Source organism: Streptomyces sp. NPDC058086 (assembly GCF_042885015.1).
In the GTDB taxonomy this organism is placed as follows: domain Bacteria; phylum Actinomycetota; class Actinomycetes; order Streptomycetales; family Streptomycetaceae; genus Streptomyces.
Window position 1 is genome coordinate 1 of sequence record NZ_JBHVST010000094.1, and the last position, 20,765, is coordinate 20,765.

The window sequence follows — 20,765 nt, forward strand, 5'->3', positions numbered from 1 at the left end:
AGCAAGAAGGGCGCGCAGTCACCGCTCCCCGTGCAGCCGCGCCGGGAGCGGTACATGGTGACACCGCTGCCGCAGCATCTGCTCCCGCCGGGAGTGCCCGAACTCGGCATGGACGCAATGTGTGACCGACTGGACCGGATGCCCGAGGTCAAAGTGGTCCGCAGACTCCGGCCGTCGGAGAAGGCCCAATCGGGCGAATTGCCTCCCTCCTGCCCGGAAATCGCTGTCGTCGAGGCAGCCGAGGCTCAAGTACCGGCGATGCGGTCGCTGCACGTGCACATCGAGCCGGACCTGCCGCTCTCCGGAACCGGCCCCGCCGCCGGGCCGACCACGGGGGTCCTGCCGCTCCGTGATCCGGGGCTGGTCTCACCGCTGGAAGAACCGGTGGCGATCTCGCTGCGCATCTGCGGCCCGGAGGGCGAACCGCTGGCCGGCGCCGGGGTGTTCCTGATCGGGGCGTCATGGCCGGGCCAGGGCCTCACCGGGGCCGACGGGACGACCACCGTCATGATGGCCACGGAGACCCCGCAGTCCATTCAGTCCCTGTACGTCCGGCCCGCGAGCGGCTATGCGGACCGCTGGATCCATCGCCCGGACCTGTCGGTGACCCGGGAGAACCTGGTCACCCTCACACCGCTGGCCAAGGTTTACCCAGGGCTGGAAGAGAGACAGCAGTACGGCTGGGGTCAGCAGGCCATGCGGTTGGACCGGCTGCCTCCCACATTCCGTGCCTTCGGGGTCAAGATCGCGGTCATCGGTTCGGGTGTCGCCGCCGAGCACCCCGATCTCAAACAACGGGTGCGCTCCGGGGCCGATCTCGTACGCGGCACGGAAGAGGGCTGGGCCCACGACACGGTGGGCACCGGTACCCACGCAGCGGGCATCATCGCCGGGGCGGACACCGGCACGGGCGTCATCGGCATCGCGGTCGACGCGGAGATCGATGTCTGTCAGGTCGTGCCCGACGGCTGCTTCAGCGACGTGATTGCCGCTCTGGACCACTGCATCGAACACGAGGTCGACATCGCCCATATCGCGGTGGCGACCCCGTACTCGTCAGCGCTGCTCTCACGCAAACTTGCCGATGCCAACGCGGCGGGTATCGCCTGCGTCGCCCCGGCGGGCGACACGGCTGGACCGGTCGCCTTCCCGGGCTCGTTGCCCACCGTGTTCACCGTGGGCGCCCTGGGAGTCTTCGGGTCCTATCCACCGGACACATCCCAAGCCACCCATTCGGGCCCGCAACTGACACCGGAAGGGCTGTTCGCCGCGCCGTTCAGCTGCTACGGCCCCGGGGTCGACGCGGCTGCCCCCGGCGTGGCAGTTCTGTCCTGCTCGCCGCTCGGCGGATACACGGCTCTCGACGGCACCGGCACGGCGTCGGCCCACGTCGCCGGTCTTGCCGCACTCGTTCTCGCCCACCACGAGGACTTCCACGGCCAACTGCTGCCACGCGGACCTGGCCGGGTGCAGCACCTGTTCGACATCATCGCCGGCAGCTGCCGGCCGCTGGCTGTCCCTGGCACGGTGGAGGCGGCCCGCGTCGGACGCGGCCTCCCCGACGCTCTCGTCGCCCTCGGCCTGGCCGTCCAAGTGCAACTCGCTCCGGCCTTGTCCCCGTACGCCTCGTCCATGGCCGGTTAGGCCCACGCCCACTACAGCAAGCGCACGCAATGGCGCCCGCCTTGAGGGGACGGGCGCCGTTGCGCTTGCCACGCGTCCCGGCAGACCCGCAGTACCGGGCCGGAATCCTGCTGATGTCGAGGCACTGCTGACCACTGATCGGCTCGCTGGAGGCCGAGTAGATCTCCAGGAGCGAGAGGTGTCCGTCCTTCGTGAAGACCATCACTCCGGCATCCTCCGGTTCGGCGTACCAGGCATCCGCGGCCGGATTGCCGTAAGCGGGAGCCGGTGGGACCGCGGTGTGGTCCACCGCGACGTCGACCGTCGCGCAGCCGCAGCCGCGCCTGCCGACGACCCGGGCGTACGGAAGCTGAGCACGCAGCGCGCTGCTCACCGGATCGGAGCCGGTCAGCAGCACGTTCAACGTCGCCGCGACTTCCAGCGGGAGGGGTTCAGCCATCCGCCTCGGCCACGCCGATCGGGCACGAAACGCCCGTTCCGGCGAGCCTGTGCTGCCATGTGACCCGTAGGCGGCAGCCGGCCGCTCGGTGAACTTGCCTGTCACGGCCTCAGGGCGGCCAGTCGTTCGTCCCCGGCGGGGTATGGGTGTTCCTGGGGCAGCAGTGCGGCCGCGGCATCCAGCTCGCTGCGGCATACGAGCTCGTGGACCTCTCGGGCGAGCGGAGTCACGTCACTGATGACCACGGTCCACTCGTCCGCGTAACGCTTAAGGGCCTCACCGGAGAGGCCGAGTTGGAGTGAGCGGTACGTCAGGGGGCGCAGGTGCAGGTCACGCTCTGGGTCCCACTGGATGCGGGCCGGTGCGCGCTTGAGTTGACCTTGCCAGGTGCTGCGGTCGGGGTGCAGGCCGCGCACGTAGCTGGACAGGCAGGCGTGGCGCAGTGCCCATTCGAAGCCGTCTCGGGTGATCTCGATGGCCAGGACAGTCTCCTGCCCGGCCTTCGTCGACCAGCCGCAGCGGTACATCATCCACAGGAAGGACGGCTTGATCCACGTCAAGGCGTGTTCACAGTCCTCTTCGGCGGGCTCATCCACGCTGCTGATTGCCGATGCACCGCGCATTACGGGGCCCCAGGCCCTCGGGTGCCGGCGCACGTGTCACGCGGCATGGACATGGATCGTCGAGCAAGACTGCGATCCCCGGCCGCGAGCGGCGGGTTTCTGCTGCTCACGGGATGGGTGGCTTTCGGTACGGCTCGCTGCGTTCAGGAGTCGATCAACGGGGTGCCCGGCGAGCTGCGGGCTCTGGGGCGTCCGCTGCTGGATACGCCATCGTTGTCGCCGGTTACGGAGGAGAGAGCGCTGAGCGGAGGTGTCTGCGAGAGCTGACTCCGAGCTTGGTGAATACGTTGCCGAGGTGCCACTCCACCGTGCGTGGGCTGATGAACAGCTGGGCGGCGATCTCGGAGTTGGTGTGGCCGTCTCTGGCCAGGCCGGCGATCTGTGCCTCCTGGCCGGAGAGTTCGGCGACGGCGTCGACCGACCGCCTGCGTACGGTTTCTCCGGTCGCCAGAAGCTCCCTGCGGGCCCGCTCGGCAAAGGCGTCGGCTCCGACCCGGCTGAACGCCTCGTAGGCTGAGCGCAGTTGAGCACGGCTTTCCTGACGACGGTTCTGGCGACGCAGCCACTCGCCGTACAGCAGACGGGCGCGGAACAGCTGGACGACGACTCGGCAGCGTCCGAGATGCTCGATCCCCTCCCGGTAGAGCGCATCGGCAGCTTCGCCATCGCTCAGTAGCGCGCGTGAGCAGGCCTCCATGCCCAGTGCCCACTCCGTTCCGCTGGTGTGTGTGCGTTCGGTGAGCTTCTCCAGCGCCGACGCGGCGGCCGCCGGCTGTCCACTGCGGGCGGCCGCCTCGATCAGTTCGACAAGCGCCCAGCCGAAGAAGCCCAGGTCCTCGTATTGGCATGCGCGCGTCGCCGCTGCCAGGGCTTCCTCGTAGTGGCCGAGGCTGTTGTCCAGCACTGCGGTCGCGTACTCGGCCAGGCTGAGAACACGCCCCTCGCCCCGGGCACGCACCTCTTCGATGGTGGTCTCGATGAGGCCCCGTGCCTGGGATTCCTGTCCTCGCCAGGCGGCGAGCACCAGGGACGTGTACATCATGGGCACGCCGCCCGCCGCCTCCGAGATCGCCGTCGCCTCGTTGATCAGAGCCGCCGCGGTGTTGAATTCGCCGGCGTGCACGTGGCAGTACGCCTGGTAGGTCAGCGCCATCGGCAGGATGGCGAGCGCGCCCGCTTCGCGGGCGATTCTGACGGCGCCGGTCGCCAACTCGTGCCACGCGTCGTCGTCCCACAGCTCCGGGGCGAGAGGCTCGGGTGTCACCCGGAACGCCAGCCACAGCCAGCGCTTGTCCGCATCCGTCGTGCCGGAGCTCTGCTCCTGCCGGACGGCGCGCAGGGCGCGCCTGAGAGCGTCGACGCTGGCGGCGTGGCCGTCGATGATCAGGTCGGCCATGCTGTCCAGCAGGACGTCGACCATCCGCGGCGGCGTCGACGGTGGCGGTCCGGCGCGGGCGGCCTCGGCCACCTCGCGCTGCCCGGGGCCCGCGCTCAGGCGGCCGGCGAAGAGCGCCGCGCCGACCGCTTCCAGCAGGGTGTCACGGGCAAGGGTGCTGTCGAGAGGCGCAAGCCGGTGTGCCGCGTCGAGCAGAAGCCGGGGCGCGTCGCTCCCGCGCTGCTGGGAGAAGACCAGCCGGGCTCGCAGCCGATCCAGCCGGGCGCGCTGCAGGTCGTCCAATGGGCCGGCCTCCGCGGCCGCCAGCAGGTTGTGAGCATGGTCGGCCCCGCCGGCGTCGATCTCGGCCTGAGCGGCGGCCAGTGCACGGGTGACGCGGTGCGCGGGATCGGGTGTCAGCTCCGCCGCCCGCCGCAGGAACGATGCTGCCGCGACGGCTCCTCCCCGGCCTTGTGCCCTGTCGGCCGAGCGCTCCAGGTCGACGGCGACGCTTTCGTCGGGCCGGGTGGCGGCGTGAGCGCGATGCCACGCTCTGCGATCAGGATCAAGGCGGGGATCGGTGGCTTCCGCCAGTGCTCGGTGCACCGCCCGGCGGTCCGGCGCGGATGTCCTCTGGTAGACGGCCGAGCGCACCAGAGGGTGATGGAACCGCACCCTGGTGCCGAACTCGACCAGTCCTGCCGCCTCGGCCGGCGCTGCGGCGTCCGCCGGTATCCCCTGCAGATCGGCCGCCCGCCACAACAGATCCACGTCTCCGGTCGGCTCGGCCGCGGCGGTCAGCAGAAGCCGCCGACTGTCCTGCGGAAGTGATCGGAACTGCCGGTGGTAGGCGGTCTCGATACAGCTCGCCACGGAGCGTCTGCCGGGAAGTCCGAAGCCGCCCGCCAGCTCGGCAGGGGCGAGCGCGTGCGTCACCTGCAGCAAGGCCATCGGGTTGCCGTGCGCCTCCGACACGATCCGGTTCCGTACAAGCGGGTCGAGCGGCACGCGGACGGCCGAAGCCAGTAGGGCACGTGCGTCGGGCTCGCTGAGGCTCTCGACGATCAGCTCCGGCAGACCTGCCAGCTCACGATTGCCATCGGGCTCCCGCAGGGCGAAGATCAAAGCCACCGGCTCGGCCGTCAATCGCCTGGCGACAAACGCCAGCACCTGCCGGGACCCGTCGTCGAGCCACTGCGCATCATCGACGAGGCAGGCTAGCGGCTGATCCTCGGCGGCGCCGGCCAGCAGACTGAGCACGGCCAGGCCCACCAGGAACCGGTTTGGCGCATCGCCCTCCCGCAGTCCAAACGCGACGGACAACGCATTGCGCTGCGGTCCAGGCAGCTCATGAAGCCGACCCAGCATGGGCGCGCAGAGTTGGTGAAGGCCCGCGAACGGAAGCTCCATCTCCGACTCGATGCCTGCGACGCCGACCGTACGAAATCCGACGGCCCGGCCGGCTGCGTAGTCCAGCAGTGCGGTCTTGCCGATCCCTGTCTCACCACGAAGAACCAGGACCGCGCTGCTGCCCGCCCGCGCTGTGGCCAGTACCGCCTCCAGCGCGGCCAGCTCCTGGCCCCGGCCCCGCAGTGCGACCTGCGCTTCGCCGGCGGGCACGCCCATGGGTCGATCTCCCTGGTCCGCTGCTTGGTGCGTTACGCAGCCAATGCGGTCATTTTTGGTCAGGTCGAGCCAGTTGGCTTTCCGGTGCCAGCCTCACCGCACGACTCGGCCTCGCAGGGGCTCACGACCGACCGCTCGCAGGGCTCACAGCCCACCCAAGCGGCTGAAACGACCAGGCATGCTGCCTTCGGACACCACTTGACGTCTGCGCTATCACTTTAGTGCGCTTTAGGGGTTTTCGGCAGCTATGCAGAGTCCAGGCGCGCACGGCGCTTGGTGCGCTCCGAACACCGCTCGGCCCGCCGACAACCCTCCGCCATTGGTGCACTGCTTTCAACAGGCCGTTGCAGGCTACGACTGCCCCAGACCGTACGTGGCCCAAAGGTCCGTCGTTTCCGGCGTGAACGCCATGCCCCCGGGTTCAGCCACGGGTCCGACCCCGGGGTTTCTACGGGCGCGAGGAACGAACGGCGATGTCAGCGTGGAGGAGTCAGTGGCACGAGGCCGCTGATGTTGACAAGGAGACCCCCCACGCATGTCTGCAACACCCGAAGAGATAGCGATCCGTCCGTTCACGTTCGAGTTCCCCGAGGCAGAACTCGAGGACCTGCGTGCACGTATCGAGGCGGCGCGGTGGCCTGAGAAGGAGACCGTCACGGATCAGTCGCAGGGCCCGCAGCTGGAGACGATGAAGGAGCTCGCGCGGTACTGGGCGTCGGAGTACGACTGGCGCAAGGCCGAGGCGAAGCTGAAGGCCCTGCCGCATTTCATCACCGAGATCGACGGGCTGGACATCCACTTCGTTCACGTCCGCTCGAAGCATGAGAACGCTCTGCCGATCATCGTGACGCACGGATGGCCGGGCTCGGTCATCGAGCAGCTGAAGATCATCGAGCCGCTCACCAACCCCACCGCCCACGGCGGGAGCGTGTCGGACGCGTTCCACGTGATCATCCCGTCGATGCCCGGCTACGGGTTCTCGGGCAAGCCGACCTCGACCGGCTGGGGTCCCGAGCGTATCGCCCGTACCTGGGGCGAGCTGATGAAGCGCCTGGGCTACACGAAATACGTCGCCCAGGGCGGCGACTGGGGCGCGATCGTCACGGACCTCATGGGGGCGCAGCAGCCCGAGGGCCTGATCGGCATCCACACCAACATGCCCAAGGTGATTCCGGCCGCCATCGACGCCGCGCTCATCGCGGGCAACCCGCTGCCTGCGGGCCTGTCGCTCTCCGACGAGGAGAAGGCGGCGGTCGAGCAGTTGGACTTCGTGTACCGGCACGTCTACTACGCCTACATGATGGCGTCGCGTCCGCAGACGCTGACCGGGCTGGTGGACTCCCCCGTCGGGCTGGCGGCCTTCCTGCTCGACCACGACAAGGCCAGCCTGGCCCTGATCTCCCGGGCCTTCGCCGGGCACACCGAAGGCCTCACCCGGGACGACGTCCTGGACAACATAACGTTCTTCTGGCTGACCAACACGGCGATCTCCGCGGCTCGCCTCTACGCGGAGAACAAGACCTCCTTCTTCGGTATCAATGGCGTCACCCTGCCGGTTGCCGTGAGCGTCTTCCCCGATGAGCTCTACCAAGCCCCGAAGAGCTGGGCGGAGCAGGCGTACCCGAACCTCGTCCACTACAACAGGCTTCCCAAGGGCGGCCACTTCGCCGCCTGGGAGCAGCCGGAGCTGCTCGTTGAGGAGATTCGCGCGGGCCTTCGGTCGCTTCGCTAGATGTCCGCGCCCGACCGAGGGCACAAGCCTTCGCTCGGCGGGGCGGCCGAGTGGCTCATCTCCGAGCCGCTCGGCCGCCCCGAGCCGCGCGGCCACGTCGTCCTTGTACTTCTGGACGAGGACGTGCATCAACCGGCTGCGCGCGCAGCCGTACATTCGTGTGTGGTCAACCAATACTGGCTGGCGCCCTACTTTGTCGACGCGGACGACATCATCCGCGTCAACCACTTCGGCGAGGGACGCCAGGAGTAATCGGAGCCCTTCAGCCAGCAGCTGCTCCGCGTCGAGCGCGCGTTCGTCTCTGTCAACCACTGTGCCTTCGTCGGCCCGTGGACGATCGAGCGTGAGAACGTCGTGCTCAGCCAGGCCGGCGGGAGCATCGCCTGCCGGGTTGGTATGGCTTCACAGTCCTACCGAACGATGTCCGGACAGCGCATCAGATCCTACGAGCTGTGGGCTGTCGATCACACTCCGGGAGTCGTCTGTACGTGACCGCGGGAGGCATCTTGTCCATGTCCTCCGGCCCCGATGAAGCGCCCACTGCGACCTCGTAGAAGCCTCGCGGGTAGCGGATCACGCTGCACTCTCTCACGTTCATGCCGATGCCCCGTCGGGCCATGGACGATCACATCTCCCCGGTCACAGCAGCATGGATGGGGGTTGTGAACGCGGCTTGATGACCCACGTCAAGCCTCGCTCACAGACCTTTGGGCTCAGCCCCCCGCAGACCATCGGTCCGCTGTATGCCCGGCAAACTCAGAGATCTCCCGGGACTGCGCGCAACACCTTGACGAACGTAATTTTCCAGCACGTATGAAGGCCTGGGGTGTTACCGCCCCCGGGTGGCAAACGACCATCGGTGGGCCGACCCAGCTGCGTTACGTGGCGTAAAGAGTCGGGCACACGTTGGGGCGCCCGCTGGGCTGGGTCCGTGCGGCCGTCGTTACTGCGAGGCAGCTTTGAGCTGAGCGGTGATTTTGCCCAGAGCCTTTTCGGCGGGGTGCTGCTTGATGAGCCCCTCACGACCTGCGGCGCGGAGCTCCACCACCGCTACACCTTCGGGGCCTGCGGCCACAACAGCGGTCACAACGGTGGGGTTCAGGCCACCAATCCCTACACCGACCATCGCTCGTACGGCGATGTCCCCGTTGTCTCGGGCTTCCACGCCTAGCAGAGTCCCTGTGTCGGCCAGAGTCGTGTGGACCAGCTGGAAGACTGCCGTCACCGTTCCGGACAACTCGACAAGAGTGGTACTGACGTCCTTCTTTGTCCATTTGAAGCCTCGCGCGGCTCCACGAGCACCGCCCCGTGCCCCTGCTCTGCCCAAACCGTGCGTTCCGGTGGCCGCCCCTCCAGCGGCAGCTCCTATCGAGCCGCCCTTCGCACCGAGTTGCATCAGTGCGGCGAGCAGGAACTCGTCCTCGCTGGCCTCATCGAACATGACCGCCTCCTCAGCACCGACAACACATGGCTCTACAACCAAAGTCACCCAGTCTTACCACTGGCCAGCAGCCTCCTCTAGATCGGCTGACGTATGTGGCTTCTCCGTGTGGTCCATGCATTCCTTGTGGGCGCGCGACCTCGACCCGGAAGCCGGCGAGGACGACGAACATGCGGTCTCCGACGGAGTCTCGGTGGCGCCGTATACCTCCTACGCTGAAGAGTAGGGAGCGGCCGGGAAGTGGCGAGCCTGCCCGGAAGGCTAACGCACTTTGGTGCCACCCCTCCGTAGCTCACCCGGTATGCCGGTCGGTGGAGAGTAGCCACTGCCAGCGTTGACGTTCCGTGACGAGGGTGGCGGCCGCGAGGAGAGACACGAGGACTGCCGCATAGACGGGCCATGCCAACCATGCGGCGATCGCGGCAGCAGCGAGCTGGAGCAGCACGAGCAGGATCGTGACCGTACCCGAGACAGGGATGATCACCTGCGCCTTGTCTCCCGGAGTGGAGAAGACGGCCGGGAGGCCGATCAGTACCACCACCGCCAAGACGGCAAGCAGCCATGAGTACTTGGACAAGGCCCAGGGAGTGGCCACCCAGGCGCCGAGTTCCGCGGCGAAGCGCAGGACGGATGCGATGCGGTCCTCCGGTCTCTCCATGTTCGCCCCCGCGCAAGCTGTGTCGACCACCAGCGGGAGATCTTACGACCACGGATGGGGCTGTGAACGCGCCTTGGTGATCCAAGTCAAGCCGTGTTCACGGACCATTGGATGACTCCGGGGAACCTGACCGGCCACACGAGACTGATCGCCCCAGCCGGACGGACCGAGGGCGTCTTGTCCCGACGGGGATCGACCCGGCACCGTAGGCCACCATAGCCATCCTGCGTGAGACGTTCGGTGCTGCGGCCGACATGCGCCGTCGCCACTTGTGGCAGTCGAAAATCGGTGGTCACCTGACCTGGCCGAGCCCACGCTGTACGCCATGGAAGAACCGCACCGCAGGATCCGCGCGCTCCACACGGCATCCACGATCACCGTCTACCAGGCGTACTCGCTTGAGATCGGACTGCCAGCCATCCGCGACGGCCGATTTCCCGCCGCGTGGAAGCCTGGCCGCATGACGTGGATCAAACCCAGTTTCACGTGGATGATGTACCGCTCAAACTGGGGCACGAACACCGGGCAGGAGACCGTCCTGGCCGTCGAGATCACTCGCGACGGCTTCGACTGGGCGCTGCGCCATGCCTGCCTGTCGAGTTACGTTCGCGGACTGCATCCTGATCGCAGCGCCTGGCAGCGCGACCTCAAGCGCGCACCGGCCCGTGTCCAGTGGGATCCCGAACGCGATCTGCACCTGCGTCCCCTGCCGTACCGCTCGCTACAACTGGGGCTCTCGGGTGAGGCATCGTCGCGTTACGCGGACGACTGGATCGTGTCCATCAGTGACGTGACCCCGCTCACCAACGAGATCCACGCACTCGTCAGGGACGGCGAACTGGACTCAGCGACCCGACTGCTCCCCCAGGAGCAGGGATACCCCGCCGGTGAAGAACTACTGGCCCACCTGCGTCCCTGACCGGCAGTCCGGGCACAACCGCCTGCATCACCCATGGGTCACATGGCAGCACAGGTCTGTGAACGCTGCTTGGTGATCCACGTCATCCGATCTCGCTGCCAGGCCGCCTGGAAGCGGCTCTCCCGGGCTGCGGGCAGGCCGATCTCCGGTGGATACGCTTGATAGACGATGACCGTGGAGTCGGCGTAGCGGGCGCGGATCTGGTGCTTGAGTTCTGCCACGGTGACAGCGTGTGGAACCTGTTCGATGCGTGCCATCGAATTACCTGAGCGACCAGTTCAGGTCTCCGCGGGCGCCGAGTTCATCCAGCGGGAAGGATCGCTGGGATGGTGCGGCTACAGGGGCGCCTGCATGCGCTCGGGTGGGTGACTGATTGTCGCTGACGACCTCCTCCGCGGTGTGGGCCGGCATTGGGGCAAGGCGGCCATGACGTGGGGCGGGCGAACCGTCTGTGGCCGGAGAGAAACATCATGAGCATTGAGACATCAACTCCGTTGTGCGAAGCGGCATTTCATGACCTCTCCGAGTGGCCGATACGGTCGGATCCATGGAGTGGAATTTTCAGACGGCCGAAAGCCTCGCGGATGCCTTGCGTGCCGGTGAAGTGTCCTCGGCGGAACTGACCGACGAGGCGATCGCCCGTATCGAGCGGGACGACAAGACGATCAACGCGATCTGTGTGCCGGACTTCGACCGTGCGCGGTCTGCCGCGCGCGGTGCTGACCAGGCGCGCGCCCGCGGCGAGGTCCGGCCGCTGCTCGGTATTCCGGTGACGGTCAAAGAGTCCTACAACATGGCTGGGCTGCCCACGACCTGGGGCATGCCGCAACACCGGGACTATGTGCCGGCCGAGGACGCGGTACAGGTGTCGCGGCTCAAGGCCGCGGGCGCGGTGGTGCTGGGTAAGACCAATGTGCCCTTGGGGCTGCAAGATATCCAGAGCTTCAACGAGATCTACGGCACCACTAACAATCCGTGGGATCACGATCGCACGCCGGGCGGATCCTCCGGCGGATCAGCGGCGGCCCTGGCGTCCGGATTCTGCGCGCTGTCCATCGGCTCCGACCTCGCCGGTTCGCTGCGCACCCCCGCGCATTTCTGCGGCGTCTATGCGCACAAGCCGACACTCGGACTGGCGGCAACCCGCGGCATGGTCGCGCCGCCGGCGCCGCCGTTGCCGGTCGACCTCGATCTGGCCGTCGTCGGTCCGATGGCGCGCACTGCCCGCGACCTCGCGCTCCTGCTCGACGTCATGGCCGGACCGGACCCGCTGACGCACGGTGTGGCGTACGACGTGACGCTGCCGCCCGCGCGCCACGAGCGGCTCGGCGACTTCCGGGTCTTGGTCGTCGAGGAGCATCCGCTCATTCCGACCGGATCCGCTGTGCGGGCGGGCGTGAACCGGGTGGCCGACGCCCTTGTCGACGGCGGCGCCCGCGTCGAACGGCACACTCCGCTGCTGCCCGATCTGACCGAAGCCGCCACGATCTACACGCAGTTGCTGTTTTCGGGCTCCGTTGCGCGTTTTCCCGTCGAAGCGTACGAGCAGCTGCGGACCCGCGCCGCCGGACTGAGCGCAGACGACCAGAGCCTCGACGCGACGCGGCTGCGTGGCATGGTGTTCAGTCACCGCGACTGGGTCGAGACGAACAACTGTCGCGAGCTCCATCGCCACGGCTGGCGGCAGCTCTTTACCGAGTTCGACGCCGTGGTGTGTCCCATCACGCCCACTCCCGCGTTCCCGCACGACCACAACCCCAATGTGTTGGAACGCCGGATCGACATCGACGGCGTCGGGTACCCGTACTTCGACCAGCTCGTCTGGGCCGGTGTGGCCACTATGCCCGGCCTGCCCGCCACCGCCGTACCAGCGGGCTTTTCCCCCGAGGGTCTGCCGGTGGGAGTGCAGCTCATCGGTCCGCTGTTCGAGGACCGCACCCCGCTGCGGTTGGCCGAACTGCTCGAGCAGGAGATCGGCGGCTTCCAGGCACCGAAGTAGGGCGCACTACCTGGATGTCCGTCGAGGACGAGGTGCGGATCACGACGAGATCCTCCGAATGCGCACAGTCGCTGCCCGGCACGCAAATGTCACCCGTCTCCCGCAACACGAGAGGAGGTTGTCGCCGCAGGTCAGCGACGTGCACTTTCATCGGTGGCCTGGCGAACCACGGGGAAGTGCAGTGGCGTTGAGACGGCCTCGCTCCACCTGGCGCGAGTCGTCCTTCACCACTGTTCCCAGGCCGGCGAAGAACAGCCGGACCATACCGACGGCGGCCTCCACGAGCAGACTCGGTTGCGGCGTCAGCGCTACGCGAGGAGAGGGCTTCCGGCGCGTGGTGAGCACGGCCTCGACACCGTCCAGGCAGCGGTAGCCTCACCGATAACTCATTGTGAAGTCCCGGCCGGCCAGTCCACTTTGTCGTAACTGGCCATGTCCCAACCACCCGGGCGCCCGTTGGGATGGAGCTGCTTCCCCAGACGCGTGGACACGCAGAATCCACCGCAGCCGCTACCGAAAGGCCGTCATGACCATGCCGTGCACACGCTCGTTCGTACAGGTCGACGTGTTTTCCACGAGCCCCTATCGCGGCAACCCGGTCGCGGTCGTCCTCGACGGGGCGGACTTGACCGATGAGGAGATGCAACGCCTGGCGCGTTGGACGAATCTGTCCGAGACCACGTTCGTGCTGACCCCTACCGTCGCGGAGGCGGACTACCGGCTACGGATCTTCACGCCTGAGAGTGAGCTGCCGTTTGCCGGACACCCCACCCTCGGCTCCGCTCGCGCCTGGCTGGACGGCGGTGGCATGCCGCGGCACGCCGACCGCATCGTGCAGCAGTGCGCCGCCGGCCTGGTCACCGTGAGGCGCGGCGACGGAGTTCTGTCTTTCGCCGCCCCGCCGCTGATCCGCGACGGCGCGCTCGATGACGCATACCTGAAGCAGATCGTCGCCGCGTTCGGCATCGGCCGTGACCGTGTCCTCGCCCACCAGTGGGTCGACAACGGACCAGGCTGGGCCGTGCTCCAACTGGCCACAGCCGACGAGGTACTCGCCCTCGAACCCGACCTCTCCCTCATCCCGACCGCGATGGTCGGCGCGATCGGGGCCTACCCCCACGGTTCCCCGCACGACTTCGAGATGCGCACCTTCGCCCCACGCTGCGGAGTGGCCGAGGACCCCGCCTGCGGCAGCATGAACGCTGCCGTCGGACAGTGGCTCACCACAACCGGCGCAGCCCCCTCCGCCTATCGGGTCTCCCAGGGGGCGAGGCTGGGACGGGCCGCGACCATCGAGATCACCACCGGCACGGACGGCACCGTTTGGGTGAGTGGTGCCACGACCGTCTGCATCCGCGGCACCATCGCACTGTGACCGCGCCGCTGCCCGCGCACCGGAGGTGGCGGCCGCGGTGAGAACGAGCGCCCTGCGACCACGGATTCCCCCGGTATTCCAGCCGGCGCACGCGCCGCGGACAGGGGTGCTGCCGACGGGCCGCTCCGGGCGGCGAGTTCGACGTGGTGCAGCGCGGCCTGGACGGCGGCCTGAACTCCCGGGACCTGCTGGAGTTCGCCACCGTTGACGGCGCCCACGCCCTGGGACTCGCGGCCCGGACGGGCAGCCTCACACCCGGCAAGGACGCCGACGTGATCCTGCTGCGCACCGACGACCTGACCGTCTTCCCGGTCACCGACCCGGCCGCCACCATCGTCGCCGCCGGCCACCCCGGACTGGTCGACACGGTCCTCGTCGCCGGCCGCGTGGTCAAGCGCGGCGGCGTACTGGTGGACGCGGACCTGCGGGCGCTCAGGACCCGCCCGCTGGAGTCGCGCGACCGGGTCGCGGCGGCCGCCGGTGTCCCGCTCGACGGCACCTGGCGTCCGCGGCCGAAGGCGGCGTAACCGCACGAGCCGGAGTCCCCGCTCAGTTCATCTCATGTCATCTCATGAAGAAGGAGGTTGACCCGTGAAGCTGGTGACATTCGCCGAATCCGAGCGCGTGGCGCTCGGCCGCGTGGACAACGGCGGCAGGGTGCGCGACCTCAGCGATGTGGTCGGCGCCCGCACGCTCCTCGAAGTCATCGACGCGTGGGAGCACCTCGGACCCGTGATCGCCGCGGCCGCCGGTCTGCCCGCGGTGGACACGCCCCGGCTGCTGGCCTCGATCCCGCAACCGCGCCGCAATCTCTTCGCCGTCGGCAAGAACTACCGTGACCACGTGTGGAGTTCGGTCGCTCCGGCTAGACCGATCCCGGAGCTCATCAGCGTCATCTCCGCAGGGATCACCCTGCGAAGCGGCGACATCATCGCGACCGGCACCCCGGCAGGCGTCGGCTTCGGCTTCCACCCGCCCCGCTTCCTCGCCCCGGGTGACGTCGTCGAGTGCGCCATCACCGGCCTGGGCGCCCTGCGCAACACCGTCAGCGGCGCGTAGCAGGAACACGACTCAGCGGCAGGCAAGATGTGCGGGCGTCGGCGTGTCCGCTGCAGGACGTGCGACGGCCAGGTGGTTGGAGGGCACGCTGCGCAATCGCCTCGTACGGGCCCTCGTGCCGGAGCGCGCGGCCCGCTGCGGCGCCCGCCGGTGAACGCGGGGGCCTACCGTGCGAGGGGCACAGTCACCGTCCTCCATCCAGCCACCAAGGAGCGCCAGGCTGTGAAGGTCGAAATCCAGCCGGCCCAAGCGGGGAGGGCGACGGCACCCCGGGCCAGCTCCTTGCGGACTCTTTCGAGGAGTTCGGCGGCGAGTTCGGCAGCGGCTCCGGGCCGCCCGAAGTAGTCGGCCATGGCCTCTCCTACGTCCTCCACGGTACGACCGATGACCAGCGCCTTCTGTTCGGGACCAAAGCTGTGGCCGTGCGCCGCGAAGACGGCTGCTTCCGCGACACTCCAGCAGACCTCGGTGTTGACCAGCAGGCCGTCGCAGTCGAAGACCACGGACTCCGCGCCGGTGGGGAGCGAACGCATGTATGGGTCCTTTCACTTCGGGTGAACAGGTAGCCCCTTCGACGATTGCCGGGCGCGGTCGGCAGGGGCTCACACCAACCTCATGACTCGATCCTTCGCGCTCTGGAGATCACGGCCACGTCGGCCCGCGTCCGCGCCGACCGATGGCTCACTCCCCCAACGCGAGCCGGAGACCGAAGACGGCGACGGCCGTACCTGTGACGCGGTCGAGCAAGCGCCGCGCCGAAGGCCGTTGCAGGCGGTCACGGAGCACATGCGCGAAGGCGATCAGCACGCAGGCCCAGATGACGGCCAGAAGGATGTGTACACCAGTCAGGAGCACACCTGCAGCGAGGTGCGAGGCACCGGCGGGAACGAACTGCGGCAGCACCGCGACATAGAAGGCGCCCATCTTCGGGTTGAGGAGGTTGGTCGTGATCCCCTGACGCCAGCCGCCAAGCACGGTGTCGTCGGCGCGAGTTCCGCTCCTGACCTCGGCTTCGGTCCCGTCCGTCTTCGGGCGCTCCTCCACCGAGCAACGCCATGAGGTCCACAGCAGCCTGCCACCCATCCACACCAGGTATGCGGCCCCGGCCCAGCGGAGTGTCTCGTACGCGAGGTGAGACGCGGTCAGCAGTGCGGTGACACCGAGCGAGGTGAGCATGCCCCAGACCAGCGTGCCGCTCTGGATGCCGAGGACCACGCCCCAGGCGCGACGGCGGTGCCCGAGTCCGGCAGTGCGCAGAACGAGCGCGGTGTCCAGCCCGGGAGTGAGGGTGAGAAGTCCCACCATCAGGGAGAAAGTCCACAATGCGTTTATGGCGATCACGAACGATCACCCTAGGCCGCGTGTCGCATAACCTCTACTTTTCTGCCCGGAATCGGGCAGGAGTTGAGGTTTTCGTCCGCTCGTCGTCGCGCATCACACCTCACGATGGCGAGCCCAGGAGGACCTCGAACCAGCCGTGGCGGACATCCCGCCGGCCCCCTCCCCCGCCCTTGACATCCCGCGTCCGCAACTGAAGGCTGACCGACCAGTTGGTATGAAGGAGTGGGTCGTGACCGAGTTGAACATCTCCACTGCCGCCGGCGTATTCGACGCCATCGTGGCAGGTCCGCCCGAGGGTCGCCCGGTACTACTGCTGCACGGTTTCCCACAGACGGGGTTGGCGTGGCAACGGCAGATCGCAGCGTTGGCCGCGCACGGCTACCGCGTACTGGCACCCAACCAGCGTGGCTACTCCCCCGGCGTCCGCCCCGAGCGGCCCGAGGGCTACCACATCAGCATCCTGGTCGACGATGTCGTCGCGATGACGGAGGAACTGGGCTGGGCGACATTCGACCTGGTCGGCCATGACTGGGGAGGCGCTGTGGCGTGGTGGACCGCCGATGCCCATCCCGGCCGCGTACGCACTCTCACGGTTGTCTCGACCCCGCACCCCGGCGCTCTCGCCGACTCCCTGCGTACCGACGAGAACCAGCGCGACCGGTCGCGCTACATGATCGACTGGCGCGAAACCCCCGCGACCGAGGACGACATGCTCGCCAATGACGCCGAGAAGCTACGCTCCATCTACGCCGGTAGGATCCCGCAGGCCGGCGTCGACGCCTACATACGGCACCTGTCCCAGCCGGGCGCTCTCACCGCGGCGCTGAACTGGTACCGGGCCGGCCGCCCCGAACGCGCGATCGGCGTCATCGAGGTGCCGACGCTGTACGTCTGGAGCACGCAGGACACCGCGTTCGGCCCGGCAGCCGCGCAGGAGACCGGGCAGTGGGTCAACGGGCCGTACAGATTCGAGGCCCTCCAGGGCGTCAGCCACTGGATCCCCGAAGAGGCACCCGAGACACTGAACCACCTGCTGCTCGAACATCTGCATGCGCACGGCGAGTACGGAACCACAGCGATTACCCCGCCGACCGACTCTCGTATCCGCTGAGTTGGTCGTCCGGGCCTTCCAGCCACACCATGCAGAAGAGGCGCCTCGCACTCCCCGTCGGCCGTTTCACCGCACGGCAAGGCAGCCCCGCCGGCTGCGAGCCACCGGGCAACAGCGGCTCATCCGGTCGGTGTGGAGGTGCCCTTCGAGGTGGCGATCTCGTGCTGGACCAGACGAGCAAGGCCAGGCTCGTAGACGGTCGTCACTGTTGTGCCGTCGAGAGCCATGGTCTCGACGGCGATCAGGAACCCTTCATGCATGCCAGTCGTCGACCTTCGCCCAGAAGGCGGCTTTCCGGATCTCCTCGGTCGTCAGCTCCCCTGCGATCGTCTTGCCGTAGCCCGGCCGTCACGGTCACCGAGTTCCGCCATCTTCAGGGAGCTGCCCAGCGCTTTGACCTTGTCGACAGGGCCGCCAAGGCCCTCACAGCACATGATGGCGAGGTTCTCCGCCGATCGGGATGGCACATCACCTCCGGGAACGATGCGTTCGAGAATTCCTCTTGCTCATGCTGGGTTGGCCAGGACGCGGAAGCCGGACCCTCTCACAGACTGCCGTGCGACCTGGGTGTATTCCTGTCTCTCGGTGATGGAAGCTGGGGCAGAGGGGGTAGGCGATGACAACAGCGCGGGCGAGGGCTCACAGCACGGGCAGACTGCCGAGCAAGAACGGTGCCGACCGGCGGTCGCCGGGTCGGGCGCGGTTCATGGGCGTGCTGCTGATCCTGATGTCCGTGATATCTGCGGCAGCCTGCTACTTGGTGTTCTCCTGGTGGTTGCCCTCCGACAGCGAGCGTTACCAGGACTACCGCGCGGCCCAGGCGTGCTCCTCCCGCGCGATGGAGCACGGGCAGACGGACTGCCTGAGTACCTGGCATCTCACCGTGGAGAAGACGGTGAACAAGACCTCGGGGAAGAGCTCCACCTACGAGGCAACCCTGAAGTATCGGGACTCCTGGCGGGCAACCGTGTCCTTCGGCAACCCGGGGCCGCTCCTGGAGCGGCTCGCGCCCGGCGACCAGGTCACGGCCACCGCCTGGCGGCGCGACATCGTGGTACTCAGCAAGAACGGCGTACGGCAGAACACCTCGGAGGCGCCCCGTGACGAGCTCCAGATGAACGCTGCCATCGGTGTGCTCGCCGCGCTCGTCGCGGTTCAGACTTTCGTGTTCGGTGCGGTGCGTCTTGCCCGGCCCCGTGGCTACGAGCCCTTCACCTGGAATCCGTACGGCATGCGGCTGCTCATCACCATCACCGCGGTCTGTCTCGGGGTGGGCCTGCCGGCGGTGTGGCTCGGCATCCCGTGGTGGACCGTGCCCGCCGTCGCCGTACCCGTGGTGGTGTGCGCGGCGGGGTTGATGCATCACCGCCTACGGCCCCGAGCCGCAGGCGGAGTGTGACGGCCCTGGTGAATGTCGTTGGGTTCGTGTGAGGGGCGTGCGAGCCGGACAAGATCACCCCTGGGTATTCAGCGGAATTGGGTCACCTGACGCTCCGACAGCGGAAAGGTGCCGTTGACCTGCAAGGATGCGAGTGTCTAGGGAGGAACGTACTGCCGTCCGGCACGGCGGCCGGCTGGTGTGAACGCGCGGGGTGCTGGTCCGACTGGCAGTCGCGATCGTGCTCGGGGCCCCAGGCGAGGGCCGCCGGATCGGGCCCGCGCTCGGCGGTCGCCACCACCCGGTCGCCACCACCCGGACGGCGATCACCGGGAGGGGGAGAACCTGCGAGAGGAACACCACCCCATAAGCCCGTACGTTCCGAGACGCCCTGGCACCGCAGTAGTCGGCCGCTCCCCAGCCCACCGCCGCCACCGTGACCAGCAGTGCGGTGATCATGCGGCACCCGGCCGGTGCAGCAGAACATCACGCCTGGCATCGGTCAGATGACGCGCCGCCCGGCGGGACGTGCAGACCGCGTCCTGGGCCAGCCGGGGAGTCTCGGTCACCAGGGCACGCAGCGCTCCCCGTACCTGGGCCAGGGACGACGCCGCGTCCGGTGCGACATCGCCGTAGAGTACCCACCACGACCAGGCGCCGTTCGCCTCGGGCGGGGCATACGACAGGTGCGCGCCCTCGCCGGTTGCGGTACCCCAGATCCGAGTTATTTACTAGTAGGTACAAAACCGTATATACGCAGTAGCCGGGATGGACGTGCTGTGACTCCCGTTGCCGAGGGTGTCGGCAGACCTGAGTCTGCTCCGGCATTCGTGATGGGTGACACTCGGCCTCGCCGCGGCTGCCGCTCCTGCTCCCTTCGCTTTGGCCCGAGCACAAGGCGGTCACTTCAGGCGCCCGGGACAGACCACGCCTCGGGACCCTCCAACGGCAAGGGCCTGCGGCGCCGAGGCCGAGGATGCCGATCTCCCGTCCTTCGTCCGCACCACTGCAAGGAGACGAGTTCCATGCTCGCCATTCACCTCACGCAGTTCGGGGAGCCGGAGCGGAGCCTGAAGGTCGTGGACGTTCCCGAGCCTCCGGCTCCTGCCGCCGGGCAGGCGCTGATCCAGGTCGAATACGCCCCGCTCGACCACCACGATCTACTCCTGGCGAAGGGCGTCTATCCGGTCCGCCCCGAACTGCCGAGCGCCATCGGCAACGAGGGAGCCGGCACGGTCTTGGCGGTCGGGCCGGGCGTCACCCGCATCCGCCCCGGCGACACGGTCCTGCTTCCCTTCGGCACCTTCGCCTGGTCCGAACAGGTCCTGGCGGAAGCCGCGAAGCTGACCGCCGTGGACAGGTCCATCAGCCTCGAACAAGCGGCGATGCTCACCATCAACCCCACCACCGCGGGCCTGCTGGTGGAGTCGCGTGACCTTCCGGCCGGTTCTTGGGTGGTGCAGAACGCGGCGAACAGCGGGGTCGGCCGCTCCGTCATCGCCTTCGCCAAGGAGCGCGGGCTCCGCACGATCAACATCGTGCGCCGCGAGGAGCTCGTGACCGAACTGGAGGAACTCGGCGCCGACATCGTGCTGATCGACTCTCCCGACGTAGCCGTGCGCGTGCGTGCGGCCATCGGCAACGATCCCGTGCTGCTGGGACTGGACGGCATCAGTGGAAAGGCCACCTCGCTCCTGCTGGACGTGCTGACCGACGGCGCCCTGCTGGTGGTCTACGGCTACATGAGCGGCGAGCCCTTCACGCCCGACCGGAATGCACTGAAGGCGAAGGACATCACCACAACGGAGTTCTGGATGTACCAGGACGAGTACCTGCCCCGTCATCCGGACCTCGGCGCGGAGTCGGCACGGCTGGTCGCGGCGGGAAAGCTCACATTGCCCTCCGCCCCCGTCTACAAGGCCAAGGACTTCACCGAGGCTCTCGCGTTCGGGGAGAAGAACGGCAAGGTCCTCCTGGACTTCAACCCTCACCGCGCGTAAACGTCGGCACGGCACGGCACCGAAGACCCCAGGAAACGGAATCGC

The 20,765-nt window shown here is 68.0% G+C and carries 19 protein-coding genes; 11 read left to right on the plus strand and 8 right to left on the minus strand.

What is annotated here, in order from left to right; all coding sequences use genetic code 11:
* On the plus strand, positions 1–1,644 hold a 1,644-nt coding region (locus tag ACFVWD_RS44355; RefSeq protein ID WP_389603736.1), incomplete at its 5' end, for a S8 family serine peptidase.
* Positions 1,645–2,184: 540 nt separating this feature from the next.
* Here the strand turns inward: ACFVWD_RS44355 and ACFVWD_RS44360 are convergent.
* Positions 2,185–2,679 (minus strand): DUF4291 domain-containing protein, encoded by a 495-nt coding sequence (locus ACFVWD_RS44360; protein WP_389603738.1) that lies wholly within the window; start codon positions 2,677–2,679, stop codon positions 2,185–2,187.
* Between the two features lie 250 nt (positions 2,680–2,929).
* Positions 2,930–5,707, minus strand: coding sequence for an ATP-binding protein (locus tag ACFVWD_RS44365; RefSeq protein WP_389603739.1), 2,778 nt, complete (start codon positions 5,705–5,707; stop codon positions 2,930–2,932).
* A 535-nt stretch (positions 5,708–6,242) separates the two neighbouring features.
* On the opposite strand from ACFVWD_RS44365, the gene ACFVWD_RS44370 reads away from it, so the two are divergent.
* Both ACFVWD_RS44370 and ACFVWD_RS44375 read left to right on the plus strand, forming a co-directional pair.
* The gene (locus ACFVWD_RS44370; protein ID WP_389603740.1) at positions 6,243–7,439 is read left to right on the plus strand and encodes an epoxide hydrolase family protein; all 1,197 of its coding nucleotides are present in this window, start codon (positions 6,243–6,245) and stop codon (positions 7,437–7,439) included.
* Positions 7,440–7,691: a hypothetical protein gene (locus ACFVWD_RS44375; protein WP_389603742.1), complete on the plus strand. Its 252-nt coding sequence runs from the start codon at positions 7,440–7,442 to the stop codon at positions 7,689–7,691.
* Positions 7,692–8,382: 691 nt separating this feature from the next.
* On the opposite strand, the gene ACFVWD_RS44380 is transcribed toward ACFVWD_RS44375, so the two are convergent.
* Positions 8,383–8,880: a hypothetical protein gene (locus ACFVWD_RS44380; protein ID WP_389603744.1), complete on the minus strand. Its 498-nt coding sequence runs from the start codon at positions 8,878–8,880 to the stop codon at positions 8,383–8,385.
* 292 nt (positions 8,881–9,172) lie between these two features.
* The gene (locus ACFVWD_RS44385; RefSeq protein WP_389603745.1) at positions 9,173–9,538 is read right to left on the minus strand and encodes a hypothetical protein; all 366 of its coding nucleotides are present in this window, start codon (positions 9,536–9,538) and stop codon (positions 9,173–9,175) included.
* A gap of 325 nt (positions 9,539–9,863) precedes the next feature.
* On the opposite strand from ACFVWD_RS44385, the gene ACFVWD_RS44390 reads away from it, so the two are divergent.
* Positions 9,864–10,457, plus strand: coding sequence for a DUF4291 domain-containing protein (locus tag ACFVWD_RS44390; RefSeq protein WP_389603747.1), 594 nt, complete (start codon positions 9,864–9,866; stop codon positions 10,455–10,457).
* Positions 10,458–10,495: 38 nt separating this feature from the next.
* Here the strand turns inward: ACFVWD_RS44390 and ACFVWD_RS44395 are convergent, their stop codons facing one another.
* Positions 10,496–10,714, minus strand: coding sequence for a DUF4291 family protein (locus ACFVWD_RS44395; RefSeq protein WP_389603749.1), 219 nt, complete (start codon positions 10,712–10,714; stop codon positions 10,496–10,498).
* A gap of 290 nt (positions 10,715–11,004) precedes the next feature.
* Between ACFVWD_RS44395 and ACFVWD_RS44400 the strand changes: the two genes are divergently transcribed.
* From ACFVWD_RS44400 to ACFVWD_RS44415, 4 genes are all read left to right on the plus strand, one after another.
* The gene (locus ACFVWD_RS44400) at positions 11,005–12,456 is read left to right on the plus strand and encodes an amidase (RefSeq protein ID WP_389603751.1); all 1,452 of its coding nucleotides are present in this window, start codon (positions 11,005–11,007) and stop codon (positions 12,454–12,456) included.
* A 532-nt stretch (positions 12,457–12,988) separates the two neighbouring features.
* Positions 12,989–13,831 (plus strand): PhzF family phenazine biosynthesis protein, encoded by an 843-nt coding sequence (locus ACFVWD_RS44405; protein ID WP_389603753.1) that lies wholly within the window; start codon positions 12,989–12,991, stop codon positions 13,829–13,831.
* A gap of 143 nt (positions 13,832–13,974) precedes the next feature.
* Positions 13,975–14,358, plus strand: coding sequence for an amidohydrolase family protein (locus ACFVWD_RS44410; protein ID WP_389603754.1), 384 nt, complete (start codon positions 13,975–13,977; stop codon positions 14,356–14,358).
* Positions 14,359–14,422: 64 nt separating this feature from the next.
* A complete protein-coding gene (locus tag ACFVWD_RS44415) occupies positions 14,423–14,890 on the plus strand; it encodes a fumarylacetoacetate hydrolase family protein (RefSeq protein WP_389603756.1) in 468 nt (155 codons plus the stop codon).
* 164 nt (positions 14,891–15,054) lie between these two features.
* On the opposite strand, the gene ACFVWD_RS44420 is transcribed toward ACFVWD_RS44415, so the two are convergent.
* Positions 15,055–15,423 (minus strand): hypothetical protein, encoded by a 369-nt coding sequence (locus ACFVWD_RS44420; protein WP_389603758.1) that lies wholly within the window; start codon positions 15,421–15,423, stop codon positions 15,055–15,057.
* Positions 15,424–15,571: 148 nt separating this feature from the next.
* Positions 15,572–16,231 carry a LysE family translocator gene (locus ACFVWD_RS44425; protein ID WP_389603759.1) on the minus strand — a complete coding sequence of 220 codons (660 nt, stop codon included), beginning with the start codon at positions 16,229–16,231 and terminating at the stop codon, positions 15,572–15,574.
* A gap of 229 nt (positions 16,232–16,460) precedes the next feature.
* On the opposite strand from ACFVWD_RS44425, the gene ACFVWD_RS44430 reads away from it, so the two are divergent.
* Positions 16,461–17,342, plus strand: coding sequence for an alpha/beta fold hydrolase (locus tag ACFVWD_RS44430; protein WP_389603761.1), 882 nt, complete (start codon positions 16,461–16,463; stop codon positions 17,340–17,342).
* A gap of 119 nt (positions 17,343–17,461) precedes the next feature.
* Here ACFVWD_RS44430 and ACFVWD_RS44435 read toward each other — a convergent pair whose 3' ends face one another.
* Positions 17,462–17,602: a hypothetical protein gene (locus ACFVWD_RS44435; RefSeq protein WP_389603763.1), complete on the minus strand. Its 141-nt coding sequence runs from the start codon at positions 17,600–17,602 to the stop codon at positions 17,462–17,464.
* A 356-nt stretch (positions 17,603–17,958) separates the two neighbouring features.
* Here ACFVWD_RS44435 and ACFVWD_RS44440 point away from each other — a divergent pair, with 356 nt between their 5' ends.
* Positions 17,959–18,741, plus strand: a complete 783-nt coding sequence (locus ACFVWD_RS44440) for a hypothetical protein (protein WP_389603764.1) — start codon at positions 17,959–17,961, stop codon at positions 18,739–18,741.
* A gap of 1,004 nt (positions 18,742–19,745) precedes the next feature.
* Positions 19,746–20,720, plus strand: coding sequence for a zinc-dependent alcohol dehydrogenase family protein (locus tag ACFVWD_RS44445; protein WP_389603765.1), 975 nt, complete (start codon positions 19,746–19,748; stop codon positions 20,718–20,720).
* Positions 20,721–20,765 lie beyond the last annotated feature (45 nt).

Excerpts from the sequence above, each read along its gene's own strand:
- ACFVWD_RS44365 (WP_389603739.1), bottom strand. The coding sequence starts at position 5,707 with ATGGGCGTGCCCGCCGGCGAAGCGCAGGTCGCACTGCGGGGCCGGGGC.
- ACFVWD_RS44370 (WP_389603740.1), top strand. The coding sequence starts at position 6,243 with ATGTCTGCAACACCCGAAGAGATAGCGATCCGTCCGTTCACGTTCGAG.
- ACFVWD_RS44375 (WP_389603742.1), top strand. The coding sequence starts at position 7,440 with ATGTCCGCGCCCGACCGAGGGCACAAGCCTTCGCTCGGCGGGGCGGCC.
- ACFVWD_RS44380 (WP_389603744.1), bottom strand. The coding sequence starts at position 8,880 with ATGTTCGATGAGGCCAGCGAGGACGAGTTCCTGCTCGCCGCACTGATG.
- ACFVWD_RS44385 (WP_389603745.1), bottom strand. The coding sequence starts at position 9,538 with ATGGAGAGACCGGAGGACCGCATCGCATCCGTCCTGCGCTTCGCCGCG.
- ACFVWD_RS44390 (WP_389603747.1), top strand. The coding sequence starts at position 9,864 with ATGGAAGAACCGCACCGCAGGATCCGCGCGCTCCACACGGCATCCACG.
- ACFVWD_RS44395 (WP_389603749.1), bottom strand. The coding sequence starts at position 10,714 with ATGGCACGCATCGAACAGGTTCCACACGCTGTCACCGTGGCAGAACTC.
- ACFVWD_RS44400 (WP_389603751.1), top strand. The coding sequence starts at position 11,005 with ATGGAGTGGAATTTTCAGACGGCCGAAAGCCTCGCGGATGCCTTGCGT.
- ACFVWD_RS44405 (WP_389603753.1), top strand. The coding sequence starts at position 12,989 with ATGCCGTGCACACGCTCGTTCGTACAGGTCGACGTGTTTTCCACGAGC.
- ACFVWD_RS44420 (WP_389603758.1), bottom strand. The coding sequence starts at position 15,423 with ATGCGTTCGCTCCCCACCGGCGCGGAGTCCGTGGTCTTCGACTGCGAC.
- ACFVWD_RS44435 (WP_389603763.1), bottom strand. The coding sequence starts at position 17,602 with ATGCATGAAGGGTTCCTGATCGCCGTCGAGACCATGGCTCTCGACGGC.
- ACFVWD_RS44440 (WP_389603764.1), top strand. The coding sequence starts at position 17,959 with ATGACAACAGCGCGGGCGAGGGCTCACAGCACGGGCAGACTGCCGAGC.
- ACFVWD_RS44445 (WP_389603765.1), top strand. The coding sequence starts at position 19,746 with ATGCTCGCCATTCACCTCACGCAGTTCGGGGAGCCGGAGCGGAGCCTG.